The sequence below is a fragment of the Kineococcus sp. GCM10028916 genome, from assembly GCF_042674865.1.
GTDB lineage: Bacteria > Actinomycetota > Actinomycetes > Actinomycetales > Kineococcaceae > Kineococcus.
Genome location: NZ_JBHTFM010000008.1, coordinates 147979 through 165083 on the forward strand (window position 1 = coordinate 147979; position 17105 = coordinate 165083).

General features: G+C 73.2%; 14 protein-coding genes. 8 read left to right on the top strand and 6 right to left on the bottom strand.

From position 1 onward, the window contains the following. Positions 1-77 precede the first annotated feature (77 nt). Positions 78-224, bottom strand: a complete 147-nt coding sequence (locus ACFQ46_RS10075; RefSeq protein ID WP_380259374.1) for a hypothetical protein — start codon at positions 222-224, stop codon at positions 78-80. Positions 225-347: 123 nt separating this feature from the next. Here ACFQ46_RS10075 and ACFQ46_RS10080 point away from each other — a divergent pair, with 123 nt between their 5' ends. From ACFQ46_RS10080 to ACFQ46_RS10090, 3 genes are read left to right on the top strand one after another with little or no spacing between them, the layout of a single operon-like run. Continuing rightward, positions 348-1577, top strand: coding sequence for a 5-(carboxyamino)imidazole ribonucleotide synthase (locus tag ACFQ46_RS10080; RefSeq protein ID WP_380259375.1), 1230 nt, complete (start codon positions 348-350; stop codon positions 1575-1577). Next, positions 1574-2095: a 5-(carboxyamino)imidazole ribonucleotide mutase gene (gene purE, locus ACFQ46_RS10085; protein WP_328294869.1), complete on the top strand. Its 522-nt coding sequence runs from the start codon at positions 1574-1576 to the stop codon at positions 2093-2095. Before ACFQ46_RS10080 ends, purE begins: the two co-directional genes overlap by 4 nt. Before the next feature lie 58 nt (positions 2096-2153). Beyond that, positions 2154-3428 (top strand): alpha/beta fold hydrolase, encoded by a 1275-nt coding sequence (locus tag ACFQ46_RS10090; protein WP_380259376.1) that lies wholly within the window; start codon positions 2154-2156, stop codon positions 3426-3428. On the opposite strand, the gene ACFQ46_RS10095 is transcribed toward ACFQ46_RS10090, so the two are convergent. Beyond that, the gene (locus tag ACFQ46_RS10095; RefSeq protein WP_380259377.1) at positions 3425-4915 is read right to left on the bottom strand and encodes a diguanylate cyclase domain-containing protein; all 1491 of its coding nucleotides are present in this window, start codon (positions 4913-4915) and stop codon (positions 3425-3427) included. The two genes, ACFQ46_RS10090 and ACFQ46_RS10095, sit on opposite strands and share 4 nt — an antisense overlap. Positions 4916-5085: 170 nt before the next feature. Here ACFQ46_RS10095 and ACFQ46_RS10100 point away from each other — a divergent pair, with 170 nt between their 5' ends. Beyond that, complete coding sequence (locus ACFQ46_RS10100; protein WP_380259378.1) at positions 5086-6843, top strand: S8 family serine peptidase; 1758 nt, start codon at positions 5086-5088, stop codon at positions 6841-6843. A 60-nt stretch (positions 6844-6903) separates the two neighbouring features. Here the strand turns inward: ACFQ46_RS10100 and ACFQ46_RS10105 are convergent, their stop codons facing one another. Together ACFQ46_RS10105 and ACFQ46_RS10110 are read right to left on the bottom strand one after the other, a co-directional pair. After that, complete coding sequence (locus tag ACFQ46_RS10105) at positions 6904-8115, bottom strand: LCP family protein (RefSeq protein ID WP_380259379.1); 1212 nt, start codon at positions 8113-8115, stop codon at positions 6904-6906. Between the two features lie 173 nt (positions 8116-8288). Further along, positions 8289-9617: a UDP-glucose dehydrogenase family protein gene (locus ACFQ46_RS10110; protein WP_380259380.1), complete on the bottom strand. Its 1329-nt coding sequence runs from the start codon at positions 9615-9617 to the stop codon at positions 8289-8291. 206 nt (positions 9618-9823) lie between these two features. Here ACFQ46_RS10110 and ACFQ46_RS10115 point away from each other — a divergent pair, with 206 nt between their 5' ends. Beyond that, positions 9824-10885 (top strand): cell wall-binding repeat-containing protein, encoded by a 1062-nt coding sequence (locus tag ACFQ46_RS10115; protein ID WP_380259381.1) that lies wholly within the window; start codon positions 9824-9826, stop codon positions 10883-10885. A 12-nt stretch (positions 10886-10897) separates the two neighbouring features. Here ACFQ46_RS10115 and ACFQ46_RS10120 read toward each other — a convergent pair whose 3' ends face one another. Beyond that, positions 10898-11296, bottom strand: a complete 399-nt coding sequence (locus ACFQ46_RS10120; RefSeq protein WP_380259382.1) for a DUF2304 domain-containing protein — start codon at positions 11294-11296, stop codon at positions 10898-10900. 5 nt (positions 11297-11301) lie between these two features. Beyond that, positions 11302-12027 (bottom strand): glycosyltransferase family 2 protein, encoded by a 726-nt coding sequence (locus ACFQ46_RS10125; RefSeq protein WP_380158116.1) that lies wholly within the window; start codon positions 12025-12027, stop codon positions 11302-11304. A gap of 59 nt (positions 12028-12086) precedes the next feature. Here ACFQ46_RS10125 and ACFQ46_RS10130 point away from each other — a divergent pair, with 59 nt between their 5' ends. Genes ACFQ46_RS10130 through ACFQ46_RS10140 form a run of 3 tightly spaced genes read left to right on the top strand, consistent with a single transcriptional unit; the run spans position 12087 to position 17094 of the window. Beyond that, a complete protein-coding gene (locus ACFQ46_RS10130) occupies positions 12087-13907 on the top strand; it encodes an ABC transporter ATP-binding protein (protein WP_380259383.1) in 1821 nt (606 codons plus the stop codon). Between the two features lie 11 nt (positions 13908-13918). After that, the gene (locus ACFQ46_RS10135; protein WP_380259384.1) at positions 13919-15055 is read left to right on the top strand and encodes a glycosyltransferase family 4 protein; all 1137 of its coding nucleotides are present in this window, start codon (positions 13919-13921) and stop codon (positions 15053-15055) included. After that, positions 15052-17094, top strand: a complete 2043-nt coding sequence (locus ACFQ46_RS10140) for a DUF6541 family protein (RefSeq protein WP_380259385.1) — start codon at positions 15052-15054, stop codon at positions 17092-17094. Before ACFQ46_RS10135 ends, ACFQ46_RS10140 begins: the two co-directional genes overlap by 4 nt. Positions 17095-17105 lie beyond the last annotated feature (11 nt).

The following is a 17105-nucleotide window of genomic DNA, read 5'->3' on the forward strand; positions in this document are numbered from 1 at the left end:
CCACCCGTCCCGGGCCGTTGCCCGTGCACCGGTGCGGCCACGCAGTCTGACGGGTCAGGCTGGGAACCGGCTCCAGGTCAGCGTTCGGAGCGGGCCCGCGTGTCGGATGGGGTCGACCTCGGCTCGAGGTGGTCCTCCATCTTCATGGCTCCGACGATCCCGATGACGACGAACGTCACGCAGGCGATCACGGTGAACAACTGGACTTCCCCCTCCGTGGGCACGCTCCGCAGGACAGCGGAACGGTGCGACCAGGGTGACTCACCCCACGAGAGGTGGCATCCCAGAGGTCCATCGGCACCCGTCGGGTACGGCTGAGCGGGTCCGGTGGCCTACCCTCGGCGAACGTGTCGACCCTCGGTTCGCGACCCGACCCCGCCCCCTACGCCCGACCCGGTGGGTTCCCCGTCGTCGGCGTCGTCGGCGGGGGCCAGCTGGCCCGGATGATGCAGCCCCCCGCCATCGCCCTCGGGCTGCGGCTGCGGGTGCTGGCCGAAGGCCCCGACGTCAGCGCGGCGCAGGTCATCACCCCCGCCCCGATCGGTGCGGCCGACGACCTCGAGGCGCTCGTCGCGTTCGCCTCCGAGTGCGACGCCGTCACCTTCGACCACGAGCACGTCCCCACCGCGGGACTGCGCGCGATGGCCGAGGTGACCTCCGTGCAGCCCGGGGCCGACGCCCTCGTGCACGCCCAGGACAAGATCGTCATGCGCGAGAAGCTCACCGAGCTCGGGGTCCCGTGCCCCCGCTGGGCCCGCGTCGGCGACCGCGCGCAGGTCGAGGAGTTCGCCGCGCGGACCGGTTGGCCGGTCGTGCTGAAGACCCCGCGGGGCGGCTACGACGGCAAGGGCGTCCTCGTCCTCGACTCCCCGGAGGACCCCGCCTGGACCACGGCCGACGGCTGGTTCGCGGACTGGGCCGAGCGTGGTCCGCTGCTGGCCGAGGAACACGTCCCCTTCACCCGCGAGCTCGCGGCCCTCGTCGTGCGCAGCCCGTCCGGGCAGGCCGCGGCCTGGCCCGTCGTCGAGACCGTCCAGCGCGACGGCGTCTGCCACGAGGTCACCGCCCCGGCCCCCGACCTCGACGACGAGCTCGCCGCCCGGCTCACGGGGATCGCGCTGAGCATCGCGGGCGGCCTCGGCGTCACCGGGGTGCTGGCCGTCGAGGTGTTCGAGGTCGTGCGCGACGGGCGGCCCACCGTCCTCGTCAACGAACTCGCGATGCGCCCGCACAACTCGGGCCACTGGACCATCGACGGGTCGCAGACGAGCCAGTTCGAGAACCACCTGCGGGCCGTGCTCGACCTCCCGCTGGGGTCCACCGCGGCCCGCGACCCGTGGACGGTCATGGTGAACGTGCTGGGACCGCAGGAGATCGAGTCCCGCCACGAGGACCTGTACCGCTCCTACCTGCACGTCATGGCCCACGACCCGGGCGTCAAGGTGCACCTGTACGGCAAGGAACAACGGGCCGGTCGCAAGCTCGGCCACGTCACCGTCCACGGTGACGACCTCGACACCGTCCGCGCGCGTGCCCGGCACGCGGCGGCCTTCATCGCTGGGGAGATCGACGAATGAGCGCAGTGCGTGTGGGACTCGTCATGGGTTCCGACTCCGACTGGCCCGTGATGGAGGAGGCCGCCAAGGCCCTCGACGAGTTCGCCGTCGGCTACGAGGCCGACGTCGTCTCCGCGCACCGGATGCCGCAGGACATGATCGCCTGGGGTTCCGCCGCCGCCGAGCGCGGCCTGCAGGTCGTCATCGCCGGGGCCGGTGGGGCCGCCCACCTGCCCGGCATGCTCGCCAGCGTCACGCCGCTGCCCGTCATCGGCGTCCCCGTCCCGTTGCGTCACCTCGACGGCATGGACTCGCTGCTCTCCATCGTCCAGATGCCGGCCGGGGTTCCCGTCGCGACGGTGTCCATCGGCGGCGCCCGCAACGCGGGTCTGCTGGCCGTGCGGATCCTCGCGGCGACCGACACCGACCTGCGCGCCCGGATGGTGCAGTTCCAGGACGCGTTGCGCCAGAGCGCCTACGACAAGGGTTCGGCGCTGCGCGCACGGACCCGCCGGGGTGGAGTGGGTTTCGGCGGCTGACCGCCGCTCCACTCGACGCGTCGACGGGGTCGCGCCGCCCTGTGGGTACGGTCGGGCGGTGAGTCTGCACACCGAGTCCCACCGCGTCGACGGTCACGACGTCCACGAGCACGTCCTCACCGTCCCCCTGGACCACCGGGGTTCCGACCTCGGGAGCATCGAGGTGTTCGCCCGCGAGTACGTCCGCGACGGGCAGCGCGACGCCCCGCGGCTGGTGTTCTTCCAGGGCGGACCGGGAAACCCCGCGAACCGGCCCGAGGTGGTCGGTGGCTGGCTGGAGCGGGCGCTCGAGGAGTTCCGCGTGGTGCTGCTGGACCAGCGCGGCACGGGCCGGTCCACGCCGCTGGACCGCCAGAGCCTCGCCGAGGTGGGTTCCCCCGCCGACCAGGCCCGCTACCTGAGGCACTTCCGCGCCGACTCCATCGTGGCCGACGCCGAACTGCTGCGCCTCGCGCTCGGCGACGACACCTGGGCCGCGCTGGGCCAGAGCTACGGCGGGTTCTGCCTCACGACCTACCTCTCGCAGGCCCCGCAGGGTCTGCGAGAGGTGTTCATCACCGCCGGCCTCCCGGGGATCGCCACGACCGCCGACGACGTGTACCGCGCGACGTACGCGCAGACGGCCGTGCGCAACGCCGAGTTCTTCGCCCGCTACCCCCGCGACCTGGGTGTGGCGCAGGCGGTCGCCGACCACCTCGAGCAGCAGGAGGAACTCCTGCCGAGCGGGGAGCGGTTCAGCGCCCGGCGGTTCGCGACCATCGGCATCGCCCTGGGTCAGGTGTCCGGTTTCGACGCCCTGCACTTCGCGCTGGAGGACCCGTTCACCACGGTGGGTGGGCAGCGGCGGCTGCGGGAGCGGTTCCTGCTGGCCATGGGGAACCGGTTGTCGTTCGCGGCGCACCCGCTCTACGCCGTGGTCCACGAGAGCATCTACGCCCAGGGGGCGGCGACGAACTGGGCGGCGCAGCGGGTGCGGGCGGAGTTCCCGGAGTTCGACCTCTCCGGAGGTTTCGCGTTCACCGGTGAGCACGTCTACCCCTGGCAGTTCGAGGAGGACCCCGCGCTGGTCCCGTTGCGCGGGGCCGCCGACCTGCTGGCCGCGGACGCCGATCTCCCGCCGCTCTACGACGCCGACGTGCTGGCCGGGAACACCGTCCCCGTCGCGGCCGCGGTCTACGTCGAGGACATGTTCGTGCCCTACGCGTTCTCCCGGGCGACCGCCGCGGCGATCCGGGGTGCTCGCACGTTCGTGACCAACGAGTACCAGCACGACGGTCTGCGTATGGACGGGCGGCGGCTGCTGGACGTGCTGTTCGGTCTCGCCCGCCGCTAGGACGCCGGGGCGAAGGTGTGGAGGCGGTTCTTGCCGCCCACCTTCGCGGTGTACATGGCGTGGTCGGCGTTGCGCAGCAGCCGGTGCGCGTCGACGTCCGGCCCGGCCAGCGCCAGCCCGACGCTGATCCCCACCTGCACGGTGCGGCCGTCGAGGGCGATCGGTTCGCTGACCCGGTCCACCACCCGGTGCGCGACGGCGGTCGCGACCTCGAGGACGTCGCCCTCGGGGATCCGCAGCAGGACGACGAACTCGTCGCCGCCCAGGCGGGCGCAGAGGTCACCCGGACGCAGCGTGCGGCGCAGGCGGTCCGCGACCCGGCACAGGAGTTCGTCCCCCGCCGCGTGGCCGAGTTCGTCGTTGACGGGTTTGAACCCGTCGAGGTCGCAGAACAGCACGGCCGTGCCGTCCGCGCCGGCGCGCAGCTCCTGTTCCAGGGCCAGGGTGAACGTCGAGCGGTTCGCGAGACCCGTGAGCCCGTCGGTGCGGGCGGCCCGGACGAGGTCGTCGTGCTGCTCCCGACCGCGCAGCGCCAGGACCGCCTGCTGCGAGACCGCCCGGACGGCGGTGGACACCTCGCCGGAGGAGGTGCGCGAGGACTCGCCGACGACGATCCACCGCGTCGGTCGTCCGCGCGGGGCGGGCAGGGCGAGGCTGATCCAGCGGTCGGCGTGGCCGACCTGCTGCAACCGCTGCAGCAGCGGACCGCTCACGGGAGCGGGTTCGTCGGTGCCGGCGAGGGCGTCGCGGTCCCACGGCGTGGAGGCGGGTAGTTGCAGACCCGTGGTGGCGTAGACCGCGGTCCGCCCCGCGCCGTCCTCGACGCCGAGGGCGTGGCTGCCCGGCGTGGCGGAGCAGACGGCTTCCGTCGCGACCCAGGCCAGACGCACGATCTCGTCCCGGGTGCTCGCGGTCAGCAGGCCGGCGCTGAGACCGGCCAGCGCCGCCTGGCGTCCGGTCGCCTGCTCCCGGGCGAAGAGGCTCCCGGCCAGGTGGCGGGCCACCGCGCTGATGAGCAGCGTCAGCGGCAGCGGGCCGAGCAGACCGCCGACCACGACGGACCCGGAGTGGCCGGGCAGCAGCGGCCAGGTGACCAACGAGGTCAGCAGGGCACCGGCGACGAGGACCGCGTGGACCACCCCGCACCGCCACGAACCGTAGACGGCGCGTTGCCACATGGCGGTGAAGGCGAACCCGAAGGCGAGCTGCGGGGAGCTCGCGCAGGCCGCGAACGCGGCCGACGCCGCGGCCTCGAGCAGGTCGGTGGACCAGTGGGCCCCGGCCGCGCGGTACCGGCGCAGCCAGACCGCGCAGAGGGCGGCGCTCGCCAGCGCGAGACCCACCAGGGTGCTCCCGCGTTCGCCCACCACGGCACCCGGCAACGTGAGGGCCAGCGAGACCAGGGCCGAGCCGCAGAAGAGCCAGCGGGTCCGGGCGATCAGTCCTTCGGGCCGCCGCAACGCCCGGCGCAGCACAGGACGGGTCACGCGGAAGTCATCGACGTCCCGCCGGTGGTCCTTGACCGCCCAGCGGATCCCGCGGGACCGAGACCGTCACTCTGGCCCCTCGTGTCTCAGGTTGCTCACACTCAACCCTTGTCTGTGAGCACTCTGAGCACCAAACTCGGCCTCGTTCGTCCACCGAATCTGGAGGCCCCGTGCGCAAGATCGTCCTGTCGGCCGCGATGAGCACCGCGCTCCTCGCGACGACGCTCGCGGTGACGCAGTCGTCATCGTCGGCTCAGTCCGCCACCCCCGCCACCACCCGCACGACGAAGACCACCACCACCGCGGCCCAGTACGTCGTCCTCTACGACGCCGGCGTCAGCGACGCCCTGGCCCGCACCTCGATCGCCGCGGCCGGGGGCACCGTGCTCTCCAGCAACGCCGAGGTCGGCTACGCGCTGGTCTCCAGCGACGCCGCCGACTTCGTCGAGAAGGCCGGTTCCGCCCTCGGCCTGGTCGGAGCCGCGAAGAACCGCAGCATCGGTGAGGCGCCCGCCGACACCGTCGCCGACGCCGCCTCCGTCGTGGAGAAGCTCACCGCGTCCGAGCGCGCGCAGGTGCAGGCGGACGTGGACCTCAAGTCCCTCGCCACCCGCAAGCCCAAGGACGAACCGCTGGCCCCGCTGCAGTGGGACATGGCCGCCATCGGCGCCACCAGCGACGGCTCGTACGCGACCCAGCCCGGCACGAAGAAGGTCACCGTCGGGATCATCGACACCGGCGTCGACGGCACCCACCCCGACATCGCGCCGAACTTCGACGCCGCGGACAGCCGCAACTTCGTCACCGACATGCCCGACATCGACGGTCCCTGCGAGGTCGCGAACTGCGTCGACCCCGTCGACGTCGACGACGACGGTCACGGCACCCACGTCGCCAGCACCATCGGCGCCCCGATCAACGGCCTCGGCATGGCCGGTGTCGCCCCGAAGGTCAACCTCGTGAACATCCGCGCGGGCCAGGACTCCGGGTACTTCTTCCTCCAGCCCACCCTCGACGCGCTCACCTACGCCGGCGACGCCGGCGTCGACGTCGTCAACATGAGCTTCTACGTCGACCCGTGGCTCTACAACTGCCAGGCGAACCCGGCCGACTCGCCCGCCGAGCAGCAGCAGCAGCGCGTCGTCGTCGCCGCCGTCCAGCGCGCGATCGACTACGCCCGCAGCAAGGGTGTCCTGCCGGTGTCCGCGTCCGGCAACGAGGCGACCGACCTCGGCGCCCCCGGCGTCGACTCCACCAGCCCCGACTACCCGGTCGACGCCGACGGCAACCCGACCCAGGCCCGCGACCGCACGATCGACAACGCCACCTGCCTCAACGTGCCCGCCGAGAACGACGGCGTCGTCACCGTGAACTCGACCGGCCCGTCCGGCCGGAAGGCGTACTACTCCAACTTCGGCACCGAGCAGTCCGACGTCTCCGCCCCCGGTGGCGACGCCTACGACACCCCCGACCAGCGGGTCAGCCCCGACGGGGAGATCCTCGCGGCCTACCCGGAGGCGCTCGCCCTCGCCAGCGGTGACGTCGACGAGAACGGCGAACCCACCAGCCCGTTCGTGGTCCGCGAGGTCACGAAGGACGGCCGCAACGCCTACTACCAGTACCTGCAGGGCACCTCGATGGCGTCCCCGCACGCAGCCGGTGTCGCGGCCCTCATCGTCAGCCAGTACGGCAAGCCCGACAAGGCCCACCCCGGAACCCTGACGCTGGACCCGGACCTCACCCAGGCGATCCTGCTCGGGACGGCCACGGACACCCCGTGCCCGGTGCCGGCGGAGTTCACCTACCGCCGCGTCTCGGCGACCGCGGGGGAGAGCACGACCACCGCGACCTGCGCCGGACCGGCCGACGACAACGGCTTCTACGGCGAGGGGATCGTGAACGCCCAGACCGCGGTCTCCGCGTTCTGAGCCAGACCCACCGAACCGGACCCCGTCGACCGCACCCGCGGTCGGCGGGGTCTTCGGGTCTCAGGCCGCCAGCGACTTCAGGGCCGTGGTGTCGTCCTTCTTGAGGTCCTCGAACATCTCCAGCGCCTCGTCGGTGTTCCACTTCACGGCCAGGCCGTGCGAGGTCCGCAGGTTCGGGTCGGAGACGGGGACCGTCATCGAGATCCCCGAGGCGCTCGACGCGCCGCGCATGCCCTGCAGGAACTTCACCAGGTCCCCGATCCCGGCGTCCTCGTCCAGCGTCACCGCGGAACCGCCGGAGGAGGCCAGCGGGAAGGCCTTGAACGGGTTCAGCAGCGTCGTCGGGCTGGCCGCCTTCGAGATGATCGCCGCGAGGAGTTCGCGCTGACGCACGGCGCGACCGAGGTCGCCCTGGACGTCGGAGTAGCGGTACCGGGCGTAGCCCAGCGCGGTCCTGCCGTCCATCTGCTGGCAGCCGGCCTGGATGTCCAACCCGGCCCGCACGTCGTCGACGGCCTGCGTCGGGCACATCTGCACCCCGCCGACGGCGTTGACGATCTGGGCGAACCCGCCGAAACCCGTCTCGACGTAGTGGTCGATGCGCAGCCCGGAGACGTTCTCGATCGTCTGCATCAGCAGGGGAGCACCCCCGATCGAGAACGCCGCGTTGATCTTGTTGCTGTCGTGGCCCGGGATCGGCACGTAGGAGTCGCGCGGGATGCTGATGAGCGCTGCGGGCCCGCCGCCGTCGGGGACGTGCAGCAGCATGATCGTGTCGGTGCGCTGACCGGAGATGTCCGTACCGCCCGCGGAGTACTCCGCGATCTCCTCCGGGGACAGGCCGTCGCGGGAGTCGCTGCCGACGATGAGGTAGGTCGTCCCCGGGGTCGCCGCCGGCCGTGCCCCCGTGGAGGCCGCGGCCACCTGGTTCACCGCGGACCAGCCGCGCCACGTCAGCGCCAGCGGGTAGGCGACCGCGAGGACGACGAGGACGGCCACGATCCCGAGGACCCGGCGGCGGCGGCGGACGTTGCGGCGAGGCCGGGACCGGGGGTCTCGGGGTTCTCGCGGTTCCCGGAGTTCACGCGGTTCGCGCGCGGTCTGCGGGGCCGGCGCGGCGGGTTCGTGGAGGTCGAGGAGGCGCTGCTCGCGCCCGGGGGTCTGCGCCGCCGGCCTCGGGGGGGCGGGACGTCGCGACGGGCGGCCGTAGGTCGTGGAGTGCCACTGCTCGCCGCGGTCGGCGGTGTCGTCGTTCGGCGGCTCGGCGGGCATTGCTCCACCGTACGGCGCTCGGTGCGCCGGACCCGGGACCCGCGACACGCCCGCACGCGGGCCTCACGCTTCGCTCACATCCGGGCCCCCGACGCGAAGAACCCTCCCCACCCCGCGAGCGCCCGGAACGGGGGCTGCGCCGGGCGGGAAGGGTTCTTCCCACGGGTGGTGCGTCAGGCGCGCGGGCGGCCCAGCGCGCGGTACGTCCAGCCGGCGTTGCGCCAGCGCGACGGGTCGAGGGCGTTGCGGCCGTCGAGGATGCGCTTCTCCTTGACCAGCCCGGCGATGGTGGCCGGTTCCAGGTCGCGGTACTCCTTCCACTCCGTCAGGAGCAGGACGACGTCGGCGCCGCGGACGGCCTCCTCGACGGTGTCGGCGTAGGAGATGTCCGGGACGGCCTTGCGGGCGTTGTCCAGGGCCGCGGGGTCGGTCAGGACGACGTCGCCGCCCTGGAGGCGGATCTGCGCGGCCACGTTGAGGGCGGGGCTGTCGCGGATGTCGTCGGAGAGCGGCTTGAACGCCGCACCGAGGACGGCGACGCGCTTGCCGATGAGCGAGCCCTCGCAGACCTCGCGGGCCAGGTCCACCATGCGGATCCGGCGGCGCATGTTGATGGAGTCGACCTCGCGCAGGAACGTCAGCGTCTGGTCGGCGCCGAGCTCGCCGGCGCGGGCCATGAAGGCGCGGATGTCCTTGGGCAGGCAGCCACCGCCGAAACCGAGGCCGGCGTTGAGGAACTTGCGCCCGATCCGGTCGTCGTGCCCGATGGCGTCGGCGAGCTGGGTGACGTCCGCGTTGACCTTCTCGCAGAGCTCGGCCATCGCGTTGATGAAGGAGATCTTGGTGGCGAGGAAGGAGTTGGCGGCGACCTTGACCAGCTCGGCGGTCTGGTAGTCGGTGACGATCAACGGGGTGCCCCGCTTCAGCGGCGTGGCGTAGACCTCGTCGAGGAGGGCCTTGGCGGCCTTGCCCTCGGTCGTGGTCTGGCCGCCGGAGACGCCGTAGACGAGGCGGTCGGGGGTCAGGGTGTCCTCGACGGCGTGACCCTCGCGCAGGAACTCGGGGTTCCAGGCCAGGCCGGCGCCCGGGGCCTTGTCGAGGACCTTGGCGGCCAGGCGGGTCGCCGTGCCGACGGGGACGGTGGACTTGCCGATGACGAGTTCGCCGGCGGCGACGTAGGGGAGGAGTCCGTCGACCGCGGCGTCGACGTACTTCATGTCCGCCGCGAACTCGCCCTTCTTCTGGGGTGTGCCCACGCACACGAAGTGCACGGCCGACCCGGCCGCCTCGGCCATGTCGGTGGTGAACTTCAGTCGGCCGGTGGCCATGGTGCGCTCGAGCAGTTCGGGCAGGCCCGGCTCGAAGAACGGCGCACGAGCGGCCTGGAGGGCCGCGATCTTCTCAGGGTCCACGTCGATCCCGATGACGTCGTGTCCCAGCTCCGCCATGCACGCCGCATGGACGGCTCCGAGGTATCCGCACCCGATGACAGTCATCCGCATGGAGCGCACAGTAGCGATACGTGAGCGAGGAGAGAACTCTTGACTCCATCCGGGGCGGTGTGCGTGCCCGCTCCGCGGGGCTCAGGAGGCGGGTTCGTGCAGGAGTGGTGAGGGAGGTCACGGCGGCGCGTGACACTCTGTGCCTCAAGATTCGGCCGTCAGGGGTCGAAGCCTGGAGCCACGGCACGTCCCACCGGAAGGTCACCATGCGCTTGCGTCCTCGCACCCTCGGCCTCGCGGCCGCCCTCGCGGTCAGCTCGGCCCTCGTGGCGGGTGCCGCTCCCGCGACGGCTTCCCCGGGAGTCGACCTGAAGGCGGCGGCGACCAGCCGCGTCTACGGGGCCGACCGCATCGGCACCGCCGTCGCCGCCTCGAAGTCCTTCACCGGACAGGGGGCGTCCGCGGTCGTCCTGACCCGCTCCGACACCTTCGCCGACGCCCTCGCGGGTGCGCCGCTGGCCTCGGACAAGGGCGGCCCGCTGCTCATGACGCCCCGCACCAGCCTCGACCCCGGCGTCGCCGCGGCGATCAAGGACGAGCTCCAGCCCGGTGGCACCGTCTACCTCCTCGGTGACGCCAACGCCCTCTCCGCCGACGTCGAGAACTCCGTCAAGGCCCTCGGCTTCCCGACCGTCCGCCTCTTCGGTTCCGACCGCTTCGGCACCGCCGTCGCGATCGCCAAGCAGCTGCCGTCGGCCACGAGCGTCTCGGTCGTCACCGGCTGGAACTTCCCCGACGGCCTCGCCGCCGGTGCCCTCATGGGGGTCGTCGACACCGACTCCGGTCACAGCATCGGCGCCGTCCTGCTCTCCGACGGCAACAACCTCGGCGCGAGCACCCAGGGCTACCTGGACTCCCGCCGGTTCAGCACCAAGATCGCCGTCGGCGGGACCGCCGTCACCGCCGTCACCAAGTACCAGACCGGCTGGTCGCAGCTCGCCGGCAACGACCGCTACGAGACGGCGTCGCTGGTCGCCAAGCAGTTCACCTCCACCGCCTACTTCCAGGACGCCACCGAGATCATCGGTGTCGCCACCGGTGAGAACTGGCCCGACGCCCTCGCGGGCTCGGCGCTGCTCGCCTACGGCGGTGGCCCCATGCTGCTGACCGCGAAGGGCTCGCTGCCCGCCAGCACCCGGTCCGCGATCGACGCGCTCAAGGCCGACGCGGCCACCGAGGGCACGTCCATCCAGAAGGTGCTCGTCTTCGGTGACGAGAACTCGGTGTCGGCCGGCGCCTACGACGCGATCGTCTCCGCCGTCGGCTGAGGCGACGACCCGTCAGGCAGGCCCGTCGCGCTCGTCGCGGCGGGCCTGTTCGCGTGCCGGTCCCTGTCGCCGGGCCTGTTCCGGGGTCACGGCCTCGTCGAGGGCCAGGCGACGGGCGAGCTGGGTGATGGTCTCCTCCAGGTGGCGCGAGCGCCGGTAGGAGGAGACGACGAACCCGAGGAACGCGATCACCAGCCCGTAGAGCAGCAGGTCCGCACCCCGGCCCACGCCGACGGCGTTCGCGACGTCCGTGACGGCCCCCGGGACGAGGATGCTGGCGACGGCCAGCGCGACCAGCGCCCCGAGCAGCAACCGGCGGATCGCCTGGTGGCGGGCTCCGGCGGTGGAGCGGACGAGGACCACGCCGACGACGAGCACGACGACGATGAGCAGGACCTGGATGGCGAGCACGCGGTCTACCCCAGCAGCGTTTCGACGAGGATGTTGATGCTGTTCAGCAGCGACTGACCCTTGGAACGGGAGTAGTCGGTGTAGAGCACGTGGACGGGGTGCTCGGCCCAGCGCAGGTCGCTGCGCCCGACCTGGTGGACGATCTCGCTGGCGTGGGCCATCCGGTTGTGCCGGATGCGCAACGTCGCGGCGCCCGTGCGCGAGAGCACCCGCAACCCGTTGTGCGCGTCGGTCAGGCGCATCCCCGTCGTGCGGTTCGTGTAGACGACCGCGGCGCGCAACACCAAGCGCCGCAACGGGTCCAGCTCGGTGCGCCGGTCCAGGAAGCGCGACCCGAAGACGACGTCGAGGTGCTCGCGCTCCAGGCGGGCGACCATCGCCGCGGCGTCCTCGACGCGGTGCTGGCCGTCGGCGTCGAAGGTGACGACCGAGCGCGTCGACGGATCGCGCAGCGCGTAGGCGATGCCCGTCTGCAGGGCCGCGCCCTGGCCCAGGTTCACCGCGTGCCGCACGACCACGGCGCCCGCGTCCTGCGCCGCGGCGGCGGAGTCGTCGGTGCTGCCGTCGTCGACGCAGACCACGTGGTCGAACCGCTCGCGCAGCCCGCGCACGACGTCGCCGACGACGCTGGCCTCGCAGAACAGCGGGATGACCACCCACGTGCCGGGGAACCCGGGCGTGCACGGATCGACCGGGGAGTCGGTCGCGGGGACGTTCGATGAGGTGTTCACGGCCCGTCCATCATGGCTGCTCGCCGCCACCGATCGGCGCATCGGCGAGGATGGCGCGCGTGAAGTCCCTGCTGTCGACCGTCCGCGCCCTGCTCGCCCTCCTCCCGGCGGGGAGTTCGCGGTTCGTGACGGCCTACTGCACCGCCCAGGCCCTGCTCTCCGTCTTCGACGTCGCCGCGCTCGGTCTGCTGGCCGTCCTGCTGCCCGCCGCGGTCAGCGGGAACGGGCAGCTGGCGATCGCGGTCCCCTTCCTCGGCTCGGCCATCACCACGACCCAGCTCATCGTGCTGATCTGCGTCGCGAGCCTGCTGCTGGTGCTGAAGTCGCTGACCCAGCTCGCCCTGGTGCGCTGGGGGGTGATCCGCTTCGCCGAGCACGAGGTCGACGTCGCCGACCGGCTCGTGCGCTCCTACCTGTCGGCGTCGTGGGCCTACCGGCTGCGGGCCAGTTCGGCGCGCGCGGTCCGCACGGTCGACGAGTCGCTGAACCAGTCCTTCAACGGGTTCCTCATGCCGTTCTCCAGCCTCGTCGCCGAGGTCGCCTCGCTGTTCGCGGTGGGGATCGTCGTCCTCGTCGCGGCCTGGCAGACGGCGATCGTCGCCGCCGTCTACTTCGGACTCGTCGCCGTCCTGCTCTACTCCGTCATCGCCAAGCGGGCCGCCGCGGCGGGCCGCACCGCCACGGCCGCCAGCGTCGACACGATCCGCCTCGTGCAGGAGTCGTTCGCGACGACGAAGGAGATCACCCTGCGTGGTCGCGGCGACCAGCTCGCCGGCGTCGCCCGCGAGGTCCGCACGGGCAGCGCCCGGGCGCGCGGGATGGCGTTCTTCTACTCCGTCGGGCCGCGCTTCGTCCTGGAGGCGGCCCTGCTGGGCGGGTTCCTCGTCGTCGGTGGGATCGCGGTGCTCACCCAGGGCGTGACCGAGGCGGTGTCGGCGATCGGTCTCTTCGCCGTCGCCGGGTTCCGCGTCGTGCCGTGCCTGACCCGGCTGCAGTCGGTCTTCGCGACGATGCACGCCCACGAGCCGAACGCCCAGGAGGTCCTGGAGGCGCTGCGCGAGACCGGCGCCTCCCACGGCGAGGCGCGCTTCGCCCCGGTCGACCCGCGCGGACTGCCGGACGGCGCCGTGGCCATCGACCTCCTCGACGTCACCTTCACCTACCCCGGCAGCGACCGTCCGGCCCTGGACGGGGTGTCGATCACGGTGCCCGCGGGGTCCCGCGTCGCCGTCGTCGGCCGCTCCGGCTCGGGGAAGTCAACCCTCGTCGACCTCGTGCTGGGGCTGCTCACCCCCTCCTCGGGGCAGCTCCTCGTCGGCGGCAAGCCGTTCGAGGAGGTCGCCGCGGCGTGGCGTGCCCGGGTCGGCTACGTGCCGCAGGAGGTCGCGCTGCTCGACGCCGACGTGGCCCGCAACGTCGCGCTGTCCTGGCGCGACGAGGACGTCGACGTCGCTCGGGTCGAGCAGGTCCTCGCGGCCGCGCAGCTCAGCGACGTCGTCGCCGGCCTGCCCCAGGGCGTGCACACGCCGGTGGGGGAGCGCGGGTTGCGGCTCTCCGGCGGGCAGCGGCAGCGGCTGGGGATCGCGCGGGCCCTCTACGCCGACCCGAAGGTCCTCGTCCTCGACGAGGCGACGTCGGCGCTGGACGCCTCGACGGAGGCCGCGGTGACCGCGACCGTCGCCGCGCTGCGTTCGGAGGTGACGGTCCTGGTGGTCGCGCACCGGCTCGCGACGGTGCGCGACTGCGACGCGGTGGTGCTGCTGGAGGAGGGGCGCGTCGTCGACGTGGGGACGTTCGACGAGGTCGTCGCGCGGGTCCCCGACTTCGCGCGCCAGGCCCAGCTCTCGGGCCTGGCGAGTGATCACGAGATCGCTGGGTAGGGTCACCGATCGTGTCGTCCCTGGTCCGCATCGCGACGCGGACCTACCCGCCGGACGTGGGTGCCGCGCCGTTCCGGCTGCGCGCCCTCGCCCGCGCCCTGGTCGAGACCGGGTGCGACGTCGAGGTCGTCACGACCACCGCGACCGCGCCGGAGACCCGTGACCCCGGGGTCGCCACCTCGCGCTTCCCCGTCCTGCGCGACCGTGACGGTGCCGTGCGCGGGTACCTGCAGTACCTCTCCTTCGACGTCCCGCTCACCGCGCGGCTGCTCACCGGTCGCCGTCCCGACGTCGTCGTCCACGAACCGCCGCCCACCACCGGCGTCGTCACCCGGATCACCTCGACGCTGCGCCGGACCCCGTACGTCTCCTACCTCCCCGACGTCTGGTCCCAGGGCGCCGTCGCCGCCGGCGCGCCCAGGCCCGTGCTCCGGGCCGTCGAGCTCGCCGAGCAGGCCGCCCTGCGCGGGGCCGCGCGCGTCCTCGCCGTCACCGAGGGGATGGCGCAGCAGGTGATCCGCGGCGGGGTCGACCCCGACACGGTCCGCGTCGTCGGCAACGGCGTCGACGTCGACGTGTTCCGCCCCCAGGAGAGCGTCGCGGGGCCGGGGCTGCGGGTCGTCTACAGCGGCACGATGTCGGAGTGGCAGGGGGCCGAGGTCCTGCTCCGCGGGTTCGTGCGGTTCCTCGGGTCGAACCCCGACGCCCGGCTGACCATGGTCGGCGGGGGAGTCGACGTCCCGAAGCTGCGGGCGCTGGCCGCCGACCTCGCCCCGCACGCCGTGGACCTGCCCGGCACCGTCGCCCCGGAACGCGCGGCCGAGCTCCTGGCCCACGCCGACGTCGCGCTCGCCTCGCTGGTCCCGGACACCGGCTACGACCTCATGTCGCCCACCAAGATCTTCGCCGCCACCGCCTGCGGGACCCCCGTCCTCTTCGCCGGGGTCGGGGGCGGTGCCGACCTCGTGCGCGAGCACGCCCTGGGGTGGGTGGTCGAGCACTCCGCGACCGCCGTCGCCGACGCCCTGCACGAGGTCACGACCCCGACCCCGCCGACCCGGGAACGCCTGCGGGAGTGGGCCCTGGAGCACGGGTCGCTGGCCTCCGCCGCGCGACGGGCCGCCGCTGCGGTCCTCGAACTCCTGTGAACCCCCCGATCCCCGTCATCACCGGCGGCAGTCCGGCCTCCGACGCCCTCACGATCGCGCTCGGCGTCCTCTGGGTCCTCCTTCCGGGCGGTCTCGTGCTGGTGGCCGGCGGGGTCCGGAAGGTCCCCGTGCTGCTGGGGGCCGCGCCGGCCACCTCCGTCGGGATCTCCACCCTCGCCGCGACGGTCAGCGGGCTGAGCGGCACGCGGTTCTCCTGGTGGCTCGTGCTCGCGGCCACCGCCGGTCTCGTCGCCGTGCTCGCCCTCGTCCGCGGCCGGGCCGGCGCCTTCGAGACCGAACGGGTCCCGCGCGGGCCCGCGCTCGCCGCCGCCGCGCTGCTGCTCGCCGCGACCGCCACCGCCCTCGAGCTGTTCCGCCGCGGGATGGGGGCGCTGGCGACACCGTCGCAGGAACACGACACCCTCACCCACGCCCTCGTCACCGCCCGGATCCTGCGCACCGGTGACGCGGCCCCCTGGCGCGGGCAGGTCCTCGACGTCGTCACCGGGACACCCGCGCAGTACTACCCGAACGGTCTGCACCAGTGGGCCGCGCTCGTCGCCCAGAGCGGGGACGTCAGCGCCGTCGCCGGCTTCAACGCGACCAGCGTCGTCGTCCTCGCCGTCGTCCAGCCCCTCGGCCTCCTCGCCCTCGCGGCGCGGACCCTGCCGAAGGAGTGGCTGCCCGCCGGCGGGGTCGCCGCGATCGCGTCGGTGCTGGCCTACCAACCGCTGCAGGCCATGCACCACGACTCGGGCGCCCTGCCCAACGCCGCCGCGATCGCCTTCGCCCCCGGGGTGGTCGCGCTGCTGCTGCCCCCACCGCAGACCCCCGGCCGGGGCGTCGTCGGGATCCTCCCCGCGATCGCCCTCGCCTGCGCCGGAGCCGTCACCGTCCACCCCAGCGCCGCTCTCACCATCGGCGGCGGGTTCCTCGGTGCCTACGTCTTCGGCCTGGTCCTCCGCGCGGAAACACCACTCTCCGCCCCTCACAGGGCACGTTCGAGGGCGGAAAGTGTTGTTTCCGCGGGGAAGTGGCTCGCGGGGCTCGCCGGGGCGGGGGTCCTGGTCGCCGCGCTCGTCGGGACCGCCCTCGCCCAGGCGGCGGCCGCAGGCGGCGGGTCCAGCTCGCGCTTCGCCCGCGACATCCCGGCGCAGTCGCTGCCCGACGCGCTGCACCGCGTGTTCACGCTGCCCTTCCAGGGCGGCCTCGACCTCGCCGCCACCCGCGAGCAGTGGTGGCTGGCGGTCCCCGTCCTGCTCGGCGTCGCGCTCGCCGGGCGCCGGGCCGGGGCCATCGCCCTGACCTGGGTCGTCTGGTCCGCGCTCGCGCTCGCCTACCTGCTCGACCTGCACGCCCCGGGTCTCGACCTGGTCTGGGACACCGCGTGGAACTCCTACTTCCGGGTCGTCGCGCACGGCAGTCCCTGGGCGTGGCTGCTCGTCGGGGTCGGTGTCCTGCGGCTCTCGACGCTGCTCGCCCGCCGGTGGGCCCCCGTGCTGGCCACCGTGCTGGCCACCGTCCTGGGCGCCGTGCTGCTCACCGCCAACGTGCTCGACGTGTTCTCGATCGAGGTGCAGGCCCTGCGCGAGCGCTACGCCGAGCCCACCTACCAGCGCATCGACGCCGACGACCAGGCCGCTGGCCGCTACCTGGCCGCGCACGTGCAGCCCGGCCAGCGCGTCATGAACTCCGGCAACGACGGGTCGACCTACGACTACGTCCTCGACGGCGTCCCGATCCTCGCCACGACGGCCGTGCCCACGACCCCGCTACCCGACCTGCGGACGCTGACGGCCCGCTTCCACGACCTGCCCACCGACCCCGAGGTCCAGGCGCTGGTCGCGAAGTACGACATCGGCTGGGTCGTCGTGGACTCCGTGGCCCCCGGCCTGCCGCTGAAACCGGCCGACGCCGTGTTCTTCGGCCAACCCGGCTACGACGTCCCGCCCGGGCTCACCGGCCTCGACGGGGTCGAGGGACTGCGCAAGGTCTTCACCAGCGGGACGGTGAGCGTGTGGCAGGTGACCCTGCCGTGACACCGCGAGCG